The following is a 15,320-nucleotide window of genomic DNA, read 5'->3' on the forward strand; positions in this document are numbered from 1 at the left end:
CTACTCCACAGGTACTCAGTTTGGCTTTTCAAATGGCTTGTCGAAGGTGATTTTCGGGTCCTTCCACGGGCCTTCTACCTTGTACTGCACGCTGGCGAAACGCGAAACACGGTCGCCAATCAGCTTGTCGATCAGGAACAGCGCACCGCCAATGGCCGGCGCGCCGACGATCAGCGCGGCAATCGGCAGGTTGTTGGTGACCGGCAGCGTCACCAGCAGCTTGGCATCGACACGATCAGCCACCAGGTCCAGGGTGCCGTTGATCTCGAGGTTGCTCGACGGGCCGGTCATGGTGATCGGCTCACGGGTCACAAACACGCCATTACTGGCCGCCAGCAAGCCCTTGACCCGGTCATAACTCAAGCCTTTGCCGAGCAAGTCCGAGAAGTCCAGGCGCAGCCGGCGACCGATCGAGTTGAAGTTCAGCAAACCAAACACTCGCAGCGCCTGGGCACCACCATCCACTTCGACGAATTGGCCTTTGCGAAAGCTTGCATCCAGGCTGCCGGAGAAGCGTTTTGGACCGACCCAGGCCGGCGAGCCTGGCCAGCGGCCGTCCACGTCCACATGAAACTCTTCACTGGTCACGCTCGGTGCAAACCCCCAGCCCTTGAGCACGTCCCCAATGTTCTTGCCGTCCAGGCGGCCCTTGTACCAACTGTTGCTGGCCCCGGGAGCGCCCTCCCAACCGCCGGCGCCCTGGAGCAACATGCCCTTGAGGCCCAGATTGAGGCTGTTGAATGCCATGCCTTTGGCCGTCGGCCGCACTTTCAACGACCAGGCACCCACCAGGTCTGGCCCCTGGAACAACTGGTTGATCGCGATATCCAGTGCCGGAATATCCTTGGGATCAACATCAGCCAACGGGTCCGGCGCATTTTCGTCCGCCTGCACCGTCGGATCCACCGCAGGCAATTTTACGTACTGCAAGTTGATCGCAATCGGCGCGCCCTTGGCGTCCGGTAACCCCACGGTGCCCTTGGCCTGCTGGCTGTCGAACTGCAAGCCCCAGGCGGCGGGTTTGCGATCCAGCTGTAGGTTGACCTGATCAAACTGGGTGCCGAAGCCGGTCAGCTTGCCGACCTTGAAGTCGGCCCCGTTCAACAGCTGCTTGGCACTGCCACCCGGATCGTTGCCGGCGTAGCGGTCCACGAGTTTTTTCCAGGGATCAATATCCAGCTCCGACAACACACCGCGGATACGCAGGCCCTTGCCCGCCGGTAACACCGCAGCGCCGTCCCCCAGGAATAGCTCGCCACGGCCATCGGCAAAACTGTCAGCCGGAGCGGCGAAGGTGAAGCTGCCCAGCTCGCCATAATCGAACCAGTAACGGCGCTCCTTACCCTGCAAGGTCATGCGGAACACACTGTCACGGCCCTGGCTCGCCGGCATGCCGAACGGTGCCGGCAGGTCCACGGCCACGCCCTTGAGGTTGGAGCTGACCATCAACTGGCTGTCGGCGCCGTCGAGGTTGAGCTGCAACTGGTAGGGGATATCACCGGACACCGGCAACGGCTGGCTGACCTTCAGCCAGTCAGTCAGGCGCTTGACGGTCACCTGCCCTTTGGCAGTGACACGGGTGTTGAGATCGCCTTGCTTGCCATCGGCAAAAATCTGCGCCGTGATGGGACGATCAAAGGCCTGGGCGCTGATGTTCTGGCCACTCAGCCCCTTGACGCTGTCGAAGCGGAAGTCACCCTTGAGCTGGGTCAGGTCCAATGTCGGCTCAGCCAGTTGCAGGCGAGCCTTGTCGGTCTTGAAGTCCACCACAATCTTGGGATCGGTGCCCTTGGCCAGGGGAACATCCAGGTCCAGCTTGCCTTGCAGATCGCCCTCGCCTTTCCAGCCGGCAAAGGTCGAAGCGGTACCAATCGGTGCTTCCTGAAGGATTTTCAGGCCATCGCCCAGGCCGCCGGCAAAGTTGCCAGTGAGCAGCAGGTGACTGTCCTTGCCTTCCGGCGCATGGGGAATGTTGACGTAGATGTCGTTGACCTTGGTATCGAGTAACTGCCCCTTGCTGGCCAGGATGCGCACGCCGCTCTCCTCGACAAACACTTCACCCTTGACCTTGCTGACGTGCGGCCAGCCCGGCTGGAACGCCAGCTCGGCATCATGCACCTTGAAGAACAGGCTGATATTGCGTGAGGCGGGCAGCGCATCGTGATTCAGCGAGCCTTGGTACTGGAAGAAGCCCTCGTCCACCGCGCCCTTGAGGATCGCGGTGCGCAGCCACTCATCGAGTGCCGGGCTCAAGACGGCCGGGAGGTATTTGGGAGTAAAGCGGCCATCGCCATCGACCATACCAACCCGCAGGTCCATGTAGTCTTCCTGGCTATGGTCGAAATGCAGGCGAATCAGGAAGTCGGCTGCAACTTTGCCCTCCTCCCCCAGCACCTTGATGTATGGCGCGATGAGGGTGAAGCCTTCTTTATCCAGCTTCCACGTCAGGCGGGCATTGGCCTGGATGTATTGCCAGGGCTTGGCGAAAATCGGAAACAGGTGCAAGGAGAAATCCTTGCTGTCCATACGCAACTCACCCTTGCCCAGGTCACCGCTGATGCTGCCGCTGACATTGCGCGCGGCCGGTGCGCCGAAGTACGCATCAAAGCCGATACGGTCGAGGTTGGCTGCAAAGCTCACGCGCTGGTCGGTGGTGTCTTGGGGACGGTAATCCAGCAGCACGTTACGCAGCGTACCGGTGGCCTTCAGATGATCCAGGGTGGTGGCCACAGCTTCCGGCAAGGGTGCCAAGGCGTGCAGCAATGGCGTGATCGGCGTCAGGTCGAGGCGATCGGCCTGCAGGTTCCAGACTTCCTGGGCCTTGTCGGTCGCCAGGGTTTGCTGCAGCTGCAGGCGCGATTCCCAGCGGGTGTCGCCGAGGCTCATCGCCAGCGAGTCAAACAGCACCTTGAGGCCGCTGTCACTGCGTTGCAGGTACGCGGTAAGCGCCAGGTTCTCGATGTGCGTCGGCTTGCGATCGGCATAGCTGCCCGTGAGTTGCGGGGCGTTGAGGCGCACGGCAGCACTTTGAACGGTGCCCTTGGCCCAGGTCAGCCAGAATTCGCCGCCGGCTTTGAGCTCGGTGAGCTTCCATTGTTGGGTCAGTTTCGCCGGGATCCATTTTGCCCAGTCACTCTGGGGCAAGCTCAGGTAGGCCTGGGCTTCGCCGTCCTTCCACTGGCTGGCGCGGATTCGGGTCTGCAGGTTCAGCGCCAGGGGCTGGCCGTCGGGCAGGGTCAAGCGCGCATCCAGACGCTGGCGGTTGGCGCCGGTCTGCAGGCTCACGCCGACATAGGTCAAGGTCAGTGGCGCCTGGTCGAATGGCTGCAGCGTCACCTGGCTGTCGAGCAATGAAACCTGCCCGACCATTTGCATGCGCGTCAGCAGTTGTTCGGGATCAAGCGGCTGGTCGTCCTGCACCGGCAGACCTTGCAGCGCCCAATGGCCGTCCTTGTCTTCCTTCACGCTGACTTGCAGGCCGCTGACTTCCAGGTGGGCAATGCGCACTTCGCGCGCGAGCAGGCTGGCCCAGATGTCCGGCACCACTTGTACCTGGTCCAGGCGCAGGGCGCTGGCGCCCTCGCCGACCATCACGTCGTGAGCCATCAATACCGGGGCAAAGCCGCTCCAGCGCCCTTCCAGGCTGCCGATGCTCAGGGGCATATCCAGCGCTGTGCGAGCCTTGGCTTCGATTTCGCCACGGTACTCCGCCACCAGCGGCGTCAATTCACGGCCAAGGCTCACGTACACCGCTGCCAATACCAGCAGCAAGGCGCACAGGCCGAGGCCCCAGCGGGTCAATGCGGCAAAAAAGCGTATCAGACGCTCCATGTCAGGCGACCCTCAAAGGCAATAGTCGGACGGCAGATCAAGGTCTGCCCGTCTCGTTGATAAGAGCTAACGCGAATCAGAGCAGCACCACGTCATATTGTTCCTGTGAATACATGGTTTCGACCTGGAAGCGAATAGTGCGCCCGATAAACCCCTCCAGCTCGGCCACGTTGCCGGACTCTTCATCCAGCAAGCGGTCGACCACCTTCTGGTTAGCCAGAACTCTATAGCCCACGGCCTGATAGGCGCGTGCCTCCCGTAAGATTTCCCGGAAAATCTCGTAGCAAACCGTTTCCGGAGTCTTCAACTTGCCGCGCCCCTGGCAACTGCTGCACGGCTCGCACAGCACTTGCTCCAGGCTTTCGCGGGTGCGCTTGCGGGTCATCTGCACCAGGCCCAGCTCGGTAATACCGATGATGTTGGTCTTGGCGTGATCGCGCTCCAGTTGCTTCTCCAGGGTACGCAACACCTGGCGCTGGTGCTCTTCGTCTTCCATGTCGATGAAGTCGATGATGATGATCCCGCCCAGGTTGCGCAGGCGCAGCTGGCGGGCAATCGCGGTGGCCGCTTCGAGGTTGGTCTTGAAGATGGTTTCTTCGAGGTTGCGATGGCCCACAAAGGCACCGGTATTCACGTCGATGGTGCTCATGGCTTCCGCCGGGTCCACCACCAGGTAGCCACCAGACTTGAGCGGCACTTTGCGCTCGAGGGCTTTCTGGATTTCATCTTCGACGCCATACAGGTCGAAAATCGGCCGCTCGCCCGGGTAGTGTTCCAGGCGATCAGCGATTTCCGGCATCAATTCGGCAACAAATTGCGTGGTGCGCTGGAAGGTTTCCCGCGAGTCGATGCGAATTTTCTCAATCTTTGGGCTGACCAAGTCGCGCAAGGTGCGCAAGGCCAGGCCGAGGTCTTCGTAGATCACGCTGGGTGCGCCGATGGTCTTGATCTGCGCGCCGATCTGGTCCCAGAGGCGACGCAGGTAGCGGATGTCCATGAGAATTTCGTCGGCACCCGCGCCTTCAGCGGCGGTACGCAGGATAAAGCCACCGGCCTCCTTGATGCCTTCCAGCGCCACGCAATCGCTGACCACCTTTTTCAGGCGCTCGCGCTCGGCTTCGTCTTCGATTTTCAGGGAAATGCCAACGTGGGCAGTACGCGGCATGTACACCAGGTAGCGCGAAGGGATCGACAGTTGCGTGGTCAGCCGCGCGCCTTTGGAGCCAATCGGGTCCTTGGTGACTTGCACCACCAGGCTCTGCCCTTCATGCACCAGGGCGCTGATGCTTTCAACCGCCGGGCCTTCGCGCAGGGAGATTTCCGAAGCGTGGATAAACGCGGCACGGTCCAGGCCGATGTCAACGAAAGCCGCCTGCATCCCCGGCAACACACGCACGACCTTGCCTTTATAGATATTGCCGACGATCCCGCGCTTTTGGGTGCGCTCGACGTGCACTTCTTGCAGAACACCGTTCTCTACCACCGCCACGCGCGATTCCATCGGCGTGATATTGATCAGAATCTCTTCACTCATGGCTGGGTCTCGTTCAGGCGTTTTCACAATAGTGACCGATCGCTTAAGGCTTGGCGCTGGAATACGGCGTTTAGCGCACGGTAAGGTTTTGCCAACAGGGTATGCCGAATTGGCCCAGCAGTTCTGCGGTTTCGCAGACAGGCAGGCCAACAACGGCGGAGTAGCTGCCATTGAGCCCGGCGACGAACACCGCCGCCAAGCCCTGGATAGCATAGCCGCCCGCTTTGTCCTGGGGTTCGCCGCTGTGCCAATAAGTGGTGGCTTCATCCGCTGAAATTTTGCGAAACCGCACACGACTGCTGACCAGTTGCGTTTCGCAACGCTGGCCGTCAATCAGGGCGATGGCAGTCAAAACTTCATGTTCACGATCAGACAGGGCCAGCAACATGGCCAGGGCATCGGCTTGGTCCAGGGGTTTGCCGAGGATTTGGCCGTCGAGGATTACCGCCGTATCAGCCCCAAGCACGCAGGCGCCAGTGGCATCAGACAGGGCCGCGCGGCCGGCCGCAGCCTTGCCGCGCGCCAAGCGTTCTACGTAGGACGCGGGCGATTCATGTGTGAGGGGAGTTTCATCAATGGCGGCGCTGACGACGGTGAACGGCACGCCGATCTGTGTCAGCAATTCACGTCGCCTCGGGGAGCCCGAGGCCAGGTAAAGCGAATTCATGCAGACTCTCCCTGTAGGGTTCGATAACCAGGCAGAGCCTCGCGATCCATTCAATTGATTTTGTAGCGACGACGCAACCCACGCAGGCCAAAACTGATCCAGGGCCACAACAGCGCACTGACCAGCGCCGGCAATACGAGCGCCAGGGTCGGCTGGCGGTTGCCGGTCAAGGCACTGAGCCACAGCTGTACCAACTGCGCCAGGCCGAAGATCACCAGAATCACCAGGCATTGCTGCCACATCGGGAACATGCGCAGCCGCTGCTGCAATGACAGCACGAGGAAGGTAATCAGGGTCAGGATCAGCGCGTTCTGGCCGAGCAAAGTGCCGTACAGCACATCTTCCATCAGCCCCAGGCACATGGCCGTGACCATCCCGACCTTGTGCGGCAGCGCCAGGGCCCAGAACGCCAGCAACAAGGCGAGCCACAACGGACGCAGGATTTCCATGAATTGCGGCAGCGGCGAAACGCTGAGCAGCAAGCCGATGGCAAAGGTCAGCCAGACAATCCAGCCGTTACGCGAATGAGTACCGGCCATTATTCTTCCCTCTGCCGAGTGGTTGCCGGGGCCGCAGCCGGTGGTTTGGTGGCGGCGGGCGGTTTGGCAGCGGCAGGTGTTGCAGCCGCAGGCTTGGCTGGGCGTGCGCTATGGGCCACAGGCTTGACCGGAGTCGCGACCGGGGTTGCCGGGGCTGCCGGAACCACTGCCGGGGCGGCGGGTGCAGCCGGCTTTGGCACCGTCGCAGGAATGATCGGCGCCGTGCCGTTTTGCTTGTCTTCCGCTTCCTGGGCCTGAGCGGCTTCGTTGGCGCGCTCTTCCGGGGTGCGGGTGTCGCTGAACACCAGCAACAGGTAACGGCTGCGGTTCAATGCAGCCGTCGGCACGGCACGCACGATAGCGAACGGCTGGCCGGAATCGTGGATCACTTCCTTGACCGTCGCTACCGGATAGCCCGCAGGGAAACGCTGACCCAGGCCGGAACTCACCAACAGGTCGCCTTCCTTGATGTCGGCGGTGTCTGCCACGTGACGCAGCTCCAGGCGTTCCGGGTTACCCGTACCGCTGGCAATCGCCCGCAGGCCGTTGCGGTTAACTTGCACCGGAATGCTGTGGGTGGTGTCGGTCAGCAACAGGACGCGGGAGGTGTATGGCATCAACTCCACCACCTGGCCCATCAAGCCACGGGCATCGAGCACCGGCTGGCCAAGGACCACGCCGTCGCGCTCACCCTTGTTGATGATGATGCGATGGGTGAAGGGGTTCGGGTCCATGCCGATCAACTCGGCCACTTCGACCTTCTCGTTGACCAGCGCGGAGGAATTGAGCAACTCGCGCAGCCGAACGTTCTGCTCGGTGAGGGCCGCCAGCTTTTGCATGCGCCCCTGCAACAGCAGGTTTTCGGTCTTGAGTTTTTCGTTCTCGGCCACCAGTTCGGTACGGCTGCCAAATTGACTGGCCACACCCTGATAGAGACGCTGCGGCAGGTCGGTGATCCAGTAAGTCTGCATCAGGACCAGCGACATCTGGCTACGCACTGGCTTGAGCAGTGTGAAGCGGGCATCGACCACCATCAGCGCAACCGATAGCACGACCAGCACCAACAGGCGCACGCCCAATGAGGGGCCTTTGGAAAAAAGCGGTTTAATAAGCCGCTCCTCCCAGGCAAATGTTTTCTTTATTCATACGGCATCAAACCGGCCTGGATGCAGATTGAAGAAGATAAACGCCAACAGGCAGCACTGCAAAGTGCTGCCTGTGAGCGAAACATGGGCAACCCAGCAAACGCTTATTCGCTGGAGAGCAGGTCCATGGTGTGTTTATCCATCATTTCCAGTGCACGGCCACCGCCACGGGCGACGCAGGTCAGCGGGTCTTCAGCGACGATCACTGGCAGACCGGTTTCCTGGGCCAGCAACTTGTCGAGGTCGCGCAGCAAGGCGCCACCACCGGTCAGTACCAGGCCACGCTCGGCGATATCGGAAGCCAGTTCCGGAGGCGATTGCTCCAGGGCGCTCTTCACAGCCTGAACGATGGTGGCCAGGGACTCTTGCAGAGCTTCCAGCACTTCATTGGAGTTCAGGGTGAAGGCACGTGGAACGCCTTCGGCCAGGTTGCGACCGCGAACATCAACTTCGCGAACTTCGCCGCCCGGGTAAGCGGTACCGATTTCCTGCTTGATGCGCTCGGCGGTGGATTCGCCGATCAGGCTGCCGTAGTTACGACGCACGTAGGTGATGATCGCTTCGTCGAAGCGGTCGCCGCCAACCCGTACGGATTCGGCATACACCACACCATTGAGGGAAATCAGGGCGATTTCAGTGGTACCACCACCGATATCCACCACCATCGAACCGCGCGCTTCTTCAACCGGCAGGCCGGCACCGATCGCAGCCGCCATTGGCTCTTCGATCAGGAACACTTCACGGGCACCGGCGCCAAGGGCCGATTCACGGATGGCACGACGCTCCACCTGGGTGGACTTGCACGGAACGCAGATCAGCACACGAGGGCTGGGCTGCAGAAAGCTGTTTTCGTGAACCTTGTTGATAAAGTACTGCAGCATCTTCTCGCAGACGCTGAAGTCGGCAATCACGCCATCCTTCATCGGACGAATGGCAGCGATGTTGCCCGGTGTTCGGCCAAGCATGCGCTTGGCCTCGGTGCCCACGGCAACGACACTTTTCTGATTACCATGGGTCCGAATGGCCACAACCGATGGCTCATTCAGGACGATACCGCGCTCGCGCACGTAAATAAGGGTGTTGGCAGTGCCCAGGTCGATGGAAAGATCGCTGGAAAACATGCCACGCAGTTTCTTGAACATGGGAAAGGGACCCTAGGCAACGCGTGGGTAAAAAAGTGCGGCAAACTCTAACAACGACAGGGATTTTGGGCAAGGCGCCAATGTGCTAAATTGGCCGACTTTCTGTGCACCAACCCCCACAATCGCGGCCATATGACCGTAGAAATGCGGTAGTGTTCCTACAATCTAACACACGGATAGCTTCCGTTCTGTTTTCCACTGGAGAATCCCATGGCGCTTGAACGCTCCGACGTGGAAAAAATCGCTCATTTGGCCTGCCTGGGCCTCAATGAAGCCGATCTTCCACAGACCACCGCAGCCCTGAACAGCATTCTCGGGCTGGTCGACCAAATGCAAGCCGTGAATACCGACGGCATCGAGCCCCTGGCTCACCCGCTGGAAGCCAGCCAGCGCCTGCGCGCCGACGTCGTGACCGAGCGCAATAATCGCGAGGCCTACCAGTCCATCGCGCCAGCGGTCGAAAACGGCCTGTACCTGGTTCCGAAAGTCATCGACTAAAGGGAAAGAGCCTGCAATGCATCAATTGACTCTGGCCGAGATCGCCCGCGGTCTCGCCGACAAAAAGTTTTCTTCCGAAGAGCTGACCAAGACCCTGCTGGCGCGTATCGCCGAGCTGGACCCCAAGGTCAACAGCTTCATCAGCATCACCGAAGAGCTGGCCCTGAGCCAGGCCAAGGCCGCCGACGCACGTCGCGCCAACGGTGAGAACGGCGCCCTGTTGGGTGCGCCGATTGCCCACAAAGACCTGTTCTGCACCCAGGGCATTCGCACCAGCTGCGGCTCGAAGATGCTCGACAATTTCAAGGCGCCCTACGACGCCACCGTGGTTGCCAAGCTGGCTGCTGCCGGGGCTGTGACCCTGGGCAAGACCAACATGGACGAATTCGCCATGGGCTCGGCCAACGAGTCGAGCCACTACGGCGCGGTGAAAAACCCGTGGAACCTTGAGCACGTGCCAGGCGGTTCGTCCGGTGGTTCGGCAGCAGCGGTTGCCGCTCGTCTGTTACCTGCCGCCACGGCCACCGACACCGGTGGTTCGATCCGCCAACCGGCCGCGTTCACCAACCTCACCGGTTTGAAACCGACCTACGGTCGCGTTTCCCGCTGGGGCATGATTGCCTACGCTTCCAGTCTCGACCAGGGCGGCCCTCTGGCTCGCACCGCTGAAGACTGCGCAATTTTGTTACAAGGCATGGCAGGCTTCGATACGCAGGATTCCACCAGCATCGATGAACCCGTGCCGGACTACAGCGCCAGCCTGAATACCTCGATCAAAGGCCTGCGCATCGGCGTGCCGAAAGAGTACTTCAGCGCCGGCCTCGACCCGCGCATCGCCGAACTGGTGCACAACAGCGTCAAGGAGCTGGAAAAGCTCGGCGCCGTGATCAAGGAAATCAGCCTGCCAAACAACCAGCACGCGATTCCGGCCTACTACGTGATCGCCCCGGCAGAAGCGTCCTCCAACCTGTCGCGGTTCGACGGCGTGCGTTTCGGCTACCGCTGCGAAAACCCGAAAGACCTCACCGACCTTTATAAGCGCTCCCGTGGCGAAGGTTTCGGCGTGGAAGTACAACGCCGGATCATGGTCGGTGCCTACGCCCTGTCGGCCGGTTACTACGACGCGTACTACCTCAAGGCGCAAAAGATCCGTCGCCTGATCAAGAACGACTTCATGGCAGCCTTTAATGAAGTCGACGTGATCCTCGGCCCAACCACGCCGAACCCGGCCTGGAAGATCGGTGCCAAGACCGGCGACCCGATCGCCGAGTACCTGGAAGACCTGTACACCATCACCGCCAACCTCGCCGGTCTGCCGGGCTTGTCCATGCCTGCTGGCTTTGTCGACGGTTTGCCGGTGGGCGTGCAACTGCTCGCCCCGTATTTCCAGGAAGGCCGCCTGCTCAATGTGGCGCACCAGTACCAGTTGAACACTGACTGGCACACTCGCACCCCTACCGGCTTCTGAGGAGAACACTATGCAATGGGAAGTCGTGATCGGGCTGGAGATTCATACCCAGCTCGCCACCCAATCGAAGATTTTCTCCGGTAGCGCCACCACGTTCGGCTCCGAGCCCAACACCCAGGCCAGCCTCGTAGACCTGGGCATGCCCGGCGTACTGCCGGTGCTGAACCAGGAAGCGGTGCGCATGGCGGTGATGTTCGGCCTCGCGATTGACGCCGAGATCGGCCAGCACAACGTGTTTGCCCGCAAGAACTACTTCTACCCGGACCTGCCCAAGGGCTACCAGATCAGCCAGATGGAATTGCCGATCGTTGGCAAGGGCTACTTGGACATCCCGCTGGAAGACGGCACTATCAAACGTGTCGGCGTGACCCGTGCGCACCTGGAAGAAGATGCCGGCAAGAGCCTGCATGAAGAATTCAACGGCGCCACCGGCATCGACCTGAACCGCGCCGGTACTCCGCTGCTGGAGATCGTTTCCGAGCCGGACATGCGCAGTGCCAAGGAAGCCGTGGCCTACGTCAAGACGATCCACGCGCTGGTGCGCTACCTCGGCATCTGCGACGGCAACATGGCCGAAGGCTCGCTGCGTTGCGACTGCAACGTGTCGGTGCGGCCAAAAGGCCAGGTCGAGTACGGCACCCGCTGCGAGATCAAGAACGTCAACTCGTTCCGTTTCATCGAGAAGGCGATCAACACCGAAGTGCGTCGCCAGATCGAACTGATCGAAGACGGCGGCAAGGTGATCCAGCAGACCCGCCTGTACGACCCGAACAAAGACGAAACCCGCGCCATGCGCAGCAAGGAGGAAGCCAACGACTACCGTTACTTCCCCGATCCGGACCTGTTGCCGGTCGTCATCGAGGACTCGTTCCTGGCTGACGTACGCGCCACGCTGCCGGAACTGCCGCCGCAAAAACGCGAGCGTTTCCAGGAGCAGTTCGGTCTTTCGGTGTACGACGCAAGCGTGCTGGCGTCGAGCCGCGAGCAAGCCAACTACTTCGAAAAAGTCGTGAGCATCGCCGGCGACGCCAAACTGGCGGCCAACTGGGTGATGGTTGAGCTGGGCAGCCTGTTGAACAAACAGGGCCTGGAAATCGACGAGGCACCGGTATCGGCCGAGCAATTGGGCGGCATGTTGCTGCGGATCAAGGACACCACCATCTCCGGCAAAATCGCCAAGACCGTGTTTGAAGCCATGGCCGCAGGCGAAGGCAACGCTGACGAGATCATCGAAAAGCGCGGCCTGAAGCAAGTCACCGACAGCGGCGCGATTTCGGCAGTGCTCGACGAGATGCTGGCGGCCAACGCCGAGCAGGTTGAACAATACCGTGCGGCGGATGAAGCCAAGCGCGGCAAGATGTTCGGCTTCTTTGTCGGCCAGGCGATGAAAGCCTCCAAAGGCAAGGCCAACCCGCAACAGGTCAACGAACTGCTGAAAAGCAAACTCGAAGGCTGATCCAATGATCGTTCCCACGCTCCGCGTGGGAACGCCTCACAGGACGCTCTGCGTCCGCTTTTGTGACGCGGAGCGTCATCGGCTGCATTCCCACGCAGAGCGTGGGAACGATCATCGGGGACACCTTGAATGAAGCGTCTACTCGGCCTGTTGGCCCTGTTCTCTCTGCTCGCCGGCTGCGCCAGCGGCCTCATCGACCCCAACGGCTACGACGAAACCGGCACCGCTTCCTACTACGGCGCCAAACACCACGGCAACCGTACTGCCAGCGGTGAACCGTTCAACCAGAATGCCTTGACCGCCGCCCATCGTCGCCTGCCCTTCGGCACGCAAGTGAGGGTCACCAACCTCGACAACAACAGAAGCGTCGTTGTCCGCATCAACGATCGCGGCCCGCACACCCGTGGACGTCTGATCGACCTTTCACGCAAAGCCGCCGCACAGCTGGGTATGATAAGCAGCGGCACCGCACGTGTTCGCGTGCAAGCCCTCAGCAACTGACCGACGGAGCCCTGGCCATTTCCGCATTAACCGCCCTCTCGCCCTTTAGCGTGATCGAACTGATCAGCGGCCTGCTGCTGTTGATCTTCGGAGCCGAAGTATTGGTGCGCGCCGCCGTGCGCCTGGCGGCCAGCCTCAAGGTGCGCCCACTGATCATCGGCCTGAGCATCGTCGCCTTCGGCAGCAGCGCGCCACAGATGGCGATCAGTTTGCAAGCCACCCTGGCGGACAACACCGACATCGCCGTCGGCAGTGTGATCGGCAGCAGTATCTTCAATACCCTCGTGACCCTTGGCCTGGCAGCCCTGATCATTCCGCTGCGGGTTTCGCGGCAACTGGTGCGCCTGGACATCCCGATGATGATCCTCGCCAGCCTGCTGGTGTTTGTGCTCGCCGCCAATGAAGAGCTGACGCCGGTTGATGGCCTGTTGCTGTTGGTGGCCCTGATTGCCTACCTCAGCGTGTTGCTCTACCAGACCCGCCATTCCCGCCGCCCCCGCACCCGGGACACCGTGGTGCAAGCGCCGTGGCTGAGCAGCGTGCTGCTGATGATCGGCGGGCTGTTGATCCTGGTACTCGCCGGGCATCTGGTCCTGGGCGCTGCAGTGGACGTGGCCTCTGACCTCGGGCTGTCGGAGCGCATCATCGGCCTGACGCTGATTGGCGTCGGCACTTCCCTGCCCTGCCTGGCCACCTCGTTGATCGCCGCCCTGCGCGGCCAGCGGGAAATTGCCGTGGGCAACGTGATCGGCAGCAATCTGTTCAACCTGCTTGGGGTGCTGGGTTTTACTGCCCTGGTGGCGCCCTCGCCGCTGTCAGTGTCGCCCAACGCCCTGGATTTCGACTTGCCGGTGATGCTTGGCGTGATCGCACTGTGCCTGCCGGTGTTTTATTCGGGCTACCGCGTCACTCGGGCGGAAGGGCTGGTGTTCCTGGGCCTGTACCTGGTGTACGGGCTGCATGTGGTGTCGTTCACCTTCGGCATGCCGCTGGCCAACAAGCTTGAACAACTGATGCTGTATTACGTCCTGCCAGCGCTGGTGGCTTTCCTGTTGTTCACCTCGCTGCGAGCCTGGCGCCGCCAACACAAGAGGGAATCGCAATGACCGAACAGAAAAAGCCCGGCGTTGAAATGCGCCGTCAGGTGATGGGTGATGTGTTTGTCGATCGGGCGCTGGGCAATGCCACCGAGTTCAGCCAGCCGCTGCAGGACTTCGTCAACGAGCATGCCTGGGGCAGCGTGTGGAACCGCGAAGGCTTGCCGCTGAAAACCCGCAGCCTGATCACCCTCGCCGCGCTGACCGCGCTGAAGTGCCCGCAAGAGCTCAAGGGCCACGTGCGCGGCGCGCTGAACAACGGTTGCACCGTGGAGGAGATTCGCGAGGCGCTGCTGCATTGTGCGGTGTATGCCGGCGTGCCGGCGGCGATTGACGCTTTCCGCGCCGCTCAGGAAGTGATCGACAGTTACCAGAACGACGCCTAGATCCAGCCGCCCGCCTGCAACACGAAAATCCCGATATTCGTGGTCACCGCCGCCATCAAGGTGGTGATCACGATAATCGCGGCCGCCAGCTCATGATTGCCCTCCGCCGCACGCGCCATGACAAAACTGGCCGCTGCCGTGGGCGCACCGAAGTACAGGAACAGAATCCCCAGCTCCGGCCCACGGAACCCCAGCAGCCACGCGCCAAAGGTAGCGAGCACCGGCAGCCAGATCATCTTCATCAGGCTGGCACTCAGGGCCATGTCACCGCTTTTGCGCAGTGCCGCCAGCGACAACGTGCCGCCGATGCAGATCAACGCCAATGGCAAGGTCATGTCCGCCAAATATTGCCCGGAAGATTCCAGCCAGCCAGGCAGGCCAATCTGGAAATACGCGAAGGGCGCCGCCACGATCACACTGATGATCAGCGGGTTGGCCAGCACACTCTTGAAGATGCTCCACGGGTCGGACTTGATCACCGGGCTGTACACCGCCAGCACGATGGTCGACAGGGTGTTGTAGAACAGGATCACCAGCGCCGCGAGCACCGCGCCAAGGGAAATCCCGTAGTCGCCGTACATGCTGGCCGCCAGGGCCAGGCCGATCACGCCGTTGTTACCGCGAAATGCGCCTTGGGCGTAAATACCACGGTCTACACGCGGGCAACGAAAGATCGCCCAGCCCCAGGCCAGGGCGAAGCTCAACAGTGTGGCGACGGCGAAATAGATCAGCAGGCCGGGCTTGAGGGCCGAATGCAGGTCGGCGTGGAGAATCCCGAGGAACAGCAACGCCGGCATGGTGACGTTGAACACCAGAGACGAGGCGGTGTGGATAAAATTGTCGTTGATCCAGTTGATGCGCTTGAGCAGGACGCCCAGGAACAGCATGGCAAACACCGGCGCGGTGATGTTCAGGGTTTGTAGGAAGATAGCCAGCATGCCGGGGAGAACCTTGGGTGGGCGTCGGTAGGTGGCTAATGATAAGCCACCTAGCGCCCTTATGGTGGGAGCTCGCCCTAATGCCAGTCAGTTAAGCGACAGTCCCGAGCTGTAAATA

The 15,320-nt window shown here is 61.2% G+C and carries 13 protein-coding genes; 6 read left to right on the forward strand and 7 right to left on the reverse strand.

Annotated elements, in window-relative coordinates:
* Positions 1-15: 15 nt before the first annotated feature.
* From SNL23_RS22515 to mreB, 6 genes are all read right to left on the reverse strand, one after another.
* Complete coding sequence (locus tag SNL23_RS22515) at positions 16-3,831, reverse strand: YhdP family protein (protein ID WP_318303557.1); 3,816 nt, start codon at positions 3,829-3,831, stop codon at positions 16-18.
* Positions 3,832-3,907: 76 nt separating this feature from the next.
* Positions 3,908-5,365, reverse strand: coding sequence for a ribonuclease G (rng, locus tag SNL23_RS22520; RefSeq protein WP_076014435.1), 1,458 nt, complete (start codon positions 5,363-5,365; stop codon positions 3,908-3,910).
* A gap of 70 nt (positions 5,366-5,435) precedes the next feature.
* Positions 5,436-6,032: a Maf family protein gene (locus tag SNL23_RS22525; RefSeq protein WP_318303558.1), complete on the reverse strand. Its 597-nt coding sequence runs from the start codon at positions 6,030-6,032 to the stop codon at positions 5,436-5,438.
* Positions 6,033-6,082: 50 nt separating this feature from the next.
* Positions 6,083-6,571, reverse strand: a complete 489-nt coding sequence (gene mreD, locus SNL23_RS22530; RefSeq protein ID WP_010170623.1) for a rod shape-determining protein MreD — start codon at positions 6,569-6,571, stop codon at positions 6,083-6,085.
* Positions 6,571-7,680, reverse strand: a complete 1,110-nt coding sequence (mreC, locus tag SNL23_RS22535) for a rod shape-determining protein MreC (protein WP_167663431.1) — start codon at positions 7,678-7,680, stop codon at positions 6,571-6,573. The genes mreD and mreC overlap by 1 nt, the downstream gene beginning before the upstream one ends.
* Before the next feature lie 140 nt (positions 7,681-7,820).
* A complete protein-coding gene (mreB, locus tag SNL23_RS22540; RefSeq protein ID WP_002555108.1) occupies positions 7,821-8,858 on the reverse strand; it encodes a rod shape-determining protein MreB in 1,038 nt (345 codons plus the stop codon).
* A gap of 210 nt (positions 8,859-9,068) precedes the next feature.
* Here mreB and gatC point away from each other — a divergent pair, with 210 nt between their 5' ends.
* The 6 genes from gatC to SNL23_RS22570 all read left to right on the forward strand — a co-directional run bounded on the left by gatC (position 9,069) and on the right by SNL23_RS22570 (position 14,264).
* Entirely contained in the window at positions 9,069-9,356 is a 288-nt protein-coding gene (gene gatC, locus SNL23_RS22545) for an Asp-tRNA(Asn)/Glu-tRNA(Gln) amidotransferase subunit GatC (protein ID WP_003216077.1), read from the forward strand.
* A gap of 16 nt (positions 9,357-9,372) precedes the next feature.
* The gene (gene gatA / locus SNL23_RS22550; protein ID WP_076014438.1) at positions 9,373-10,824 is read left to right on the forward strand and encodes an Asp-tRNA(Asn)/Glu-tRNA(Gln) amidotransferase subunit GatA; all 1,452 of its coding nucleotides are present in this window, start codon (positions 9,373-9,375) and stop codon (positions 10,822-10,824) included.
* 10 nt (positions 10,825-10,834) lie between these two features.
* Positions 10,835-12,280 carry an Asp-tRNA(Asn)/Glu-tRNA(Gln) amidotransferase subunit GatB gene (gene gatB, locus SNL23_RS22555; RefSeq protein WP_076014439.1) on the forward strand — a complete coding sequence of 482 codons (1,446 nt, stop codon included), beginning with the start codon at positions 10,835-10,837 and terminating at the stop codon, positions 12,278-12,280.
* Positions 12,281-12,409: 129 nt separating this feature from the next.
* Positions 12,410-12,781: a septal ring lytic transglycosylase RlpA family protein gene (locus SNL23_RS22560; protein ID WP_076014440.1), complete on the forward strand. Its 372-nt coding sequence runs from the start codon at positions 12,410-12,412 to the stop codon at positions 12,779-12,781.
* Positions 12,782-12,840: 59 nt separating this feature from the next.
* Positions 12,841-13,887, forward strand: coding sequence for a calcium/sodium antiporter (locus SNL23_RS22565; RefSeq protein ID WP_076014453.1), 1,047 nt, complete (start codon positions 12,841-12,843; stop codon positions 13,885-13,887).
* The gene (locus tag SNL23_RS22570) at positions 13,884-14,264 is read left to right on the forward strand and encodes a carboxymuconolactone decarboxylase family protein (protein ID WP_318303562.1); all 381 of its coding nucleotides are present in this window, start codon (positions 13,884-13,886) and stop codon (positions 14,262-14,264) included. The genes SNL23_RS22565 and SNL23_RS22570 overlap by 4 nt, the downstream gene beginning before the upstream one ends.
* Here the strand turns inward: SNL23_RS22570 and SNL23_RS22575 are convergent.
* Positions 14,261-15,202 (reverse strand): AEC family transporter, encoded by a 942-nt coding sequence (locus SNL23_RS22575; protein WP_318303564.1) that lies wholly within the window; start codon positions 15,200-15,202, stop codon positions 14,261-14,263. The two genes, SNL23_RS22570 and SNL23_RS22575, sit on opposite strands and share 4 nt — an antisense overlap.
* Between the last annotated feature and the right edge of the window lie 118 nt (positions 15,203-15,320).

The sequence above is a fragment of the Pseudomonas sp. SED1 genome (genome assembly GCF_034044025.1).
GTDB lineage: Bacteria > Pseudomonadota > Gammaproteobacteria > Pseudomonadales > Pseudomonadaceae > Aquipseudomonas.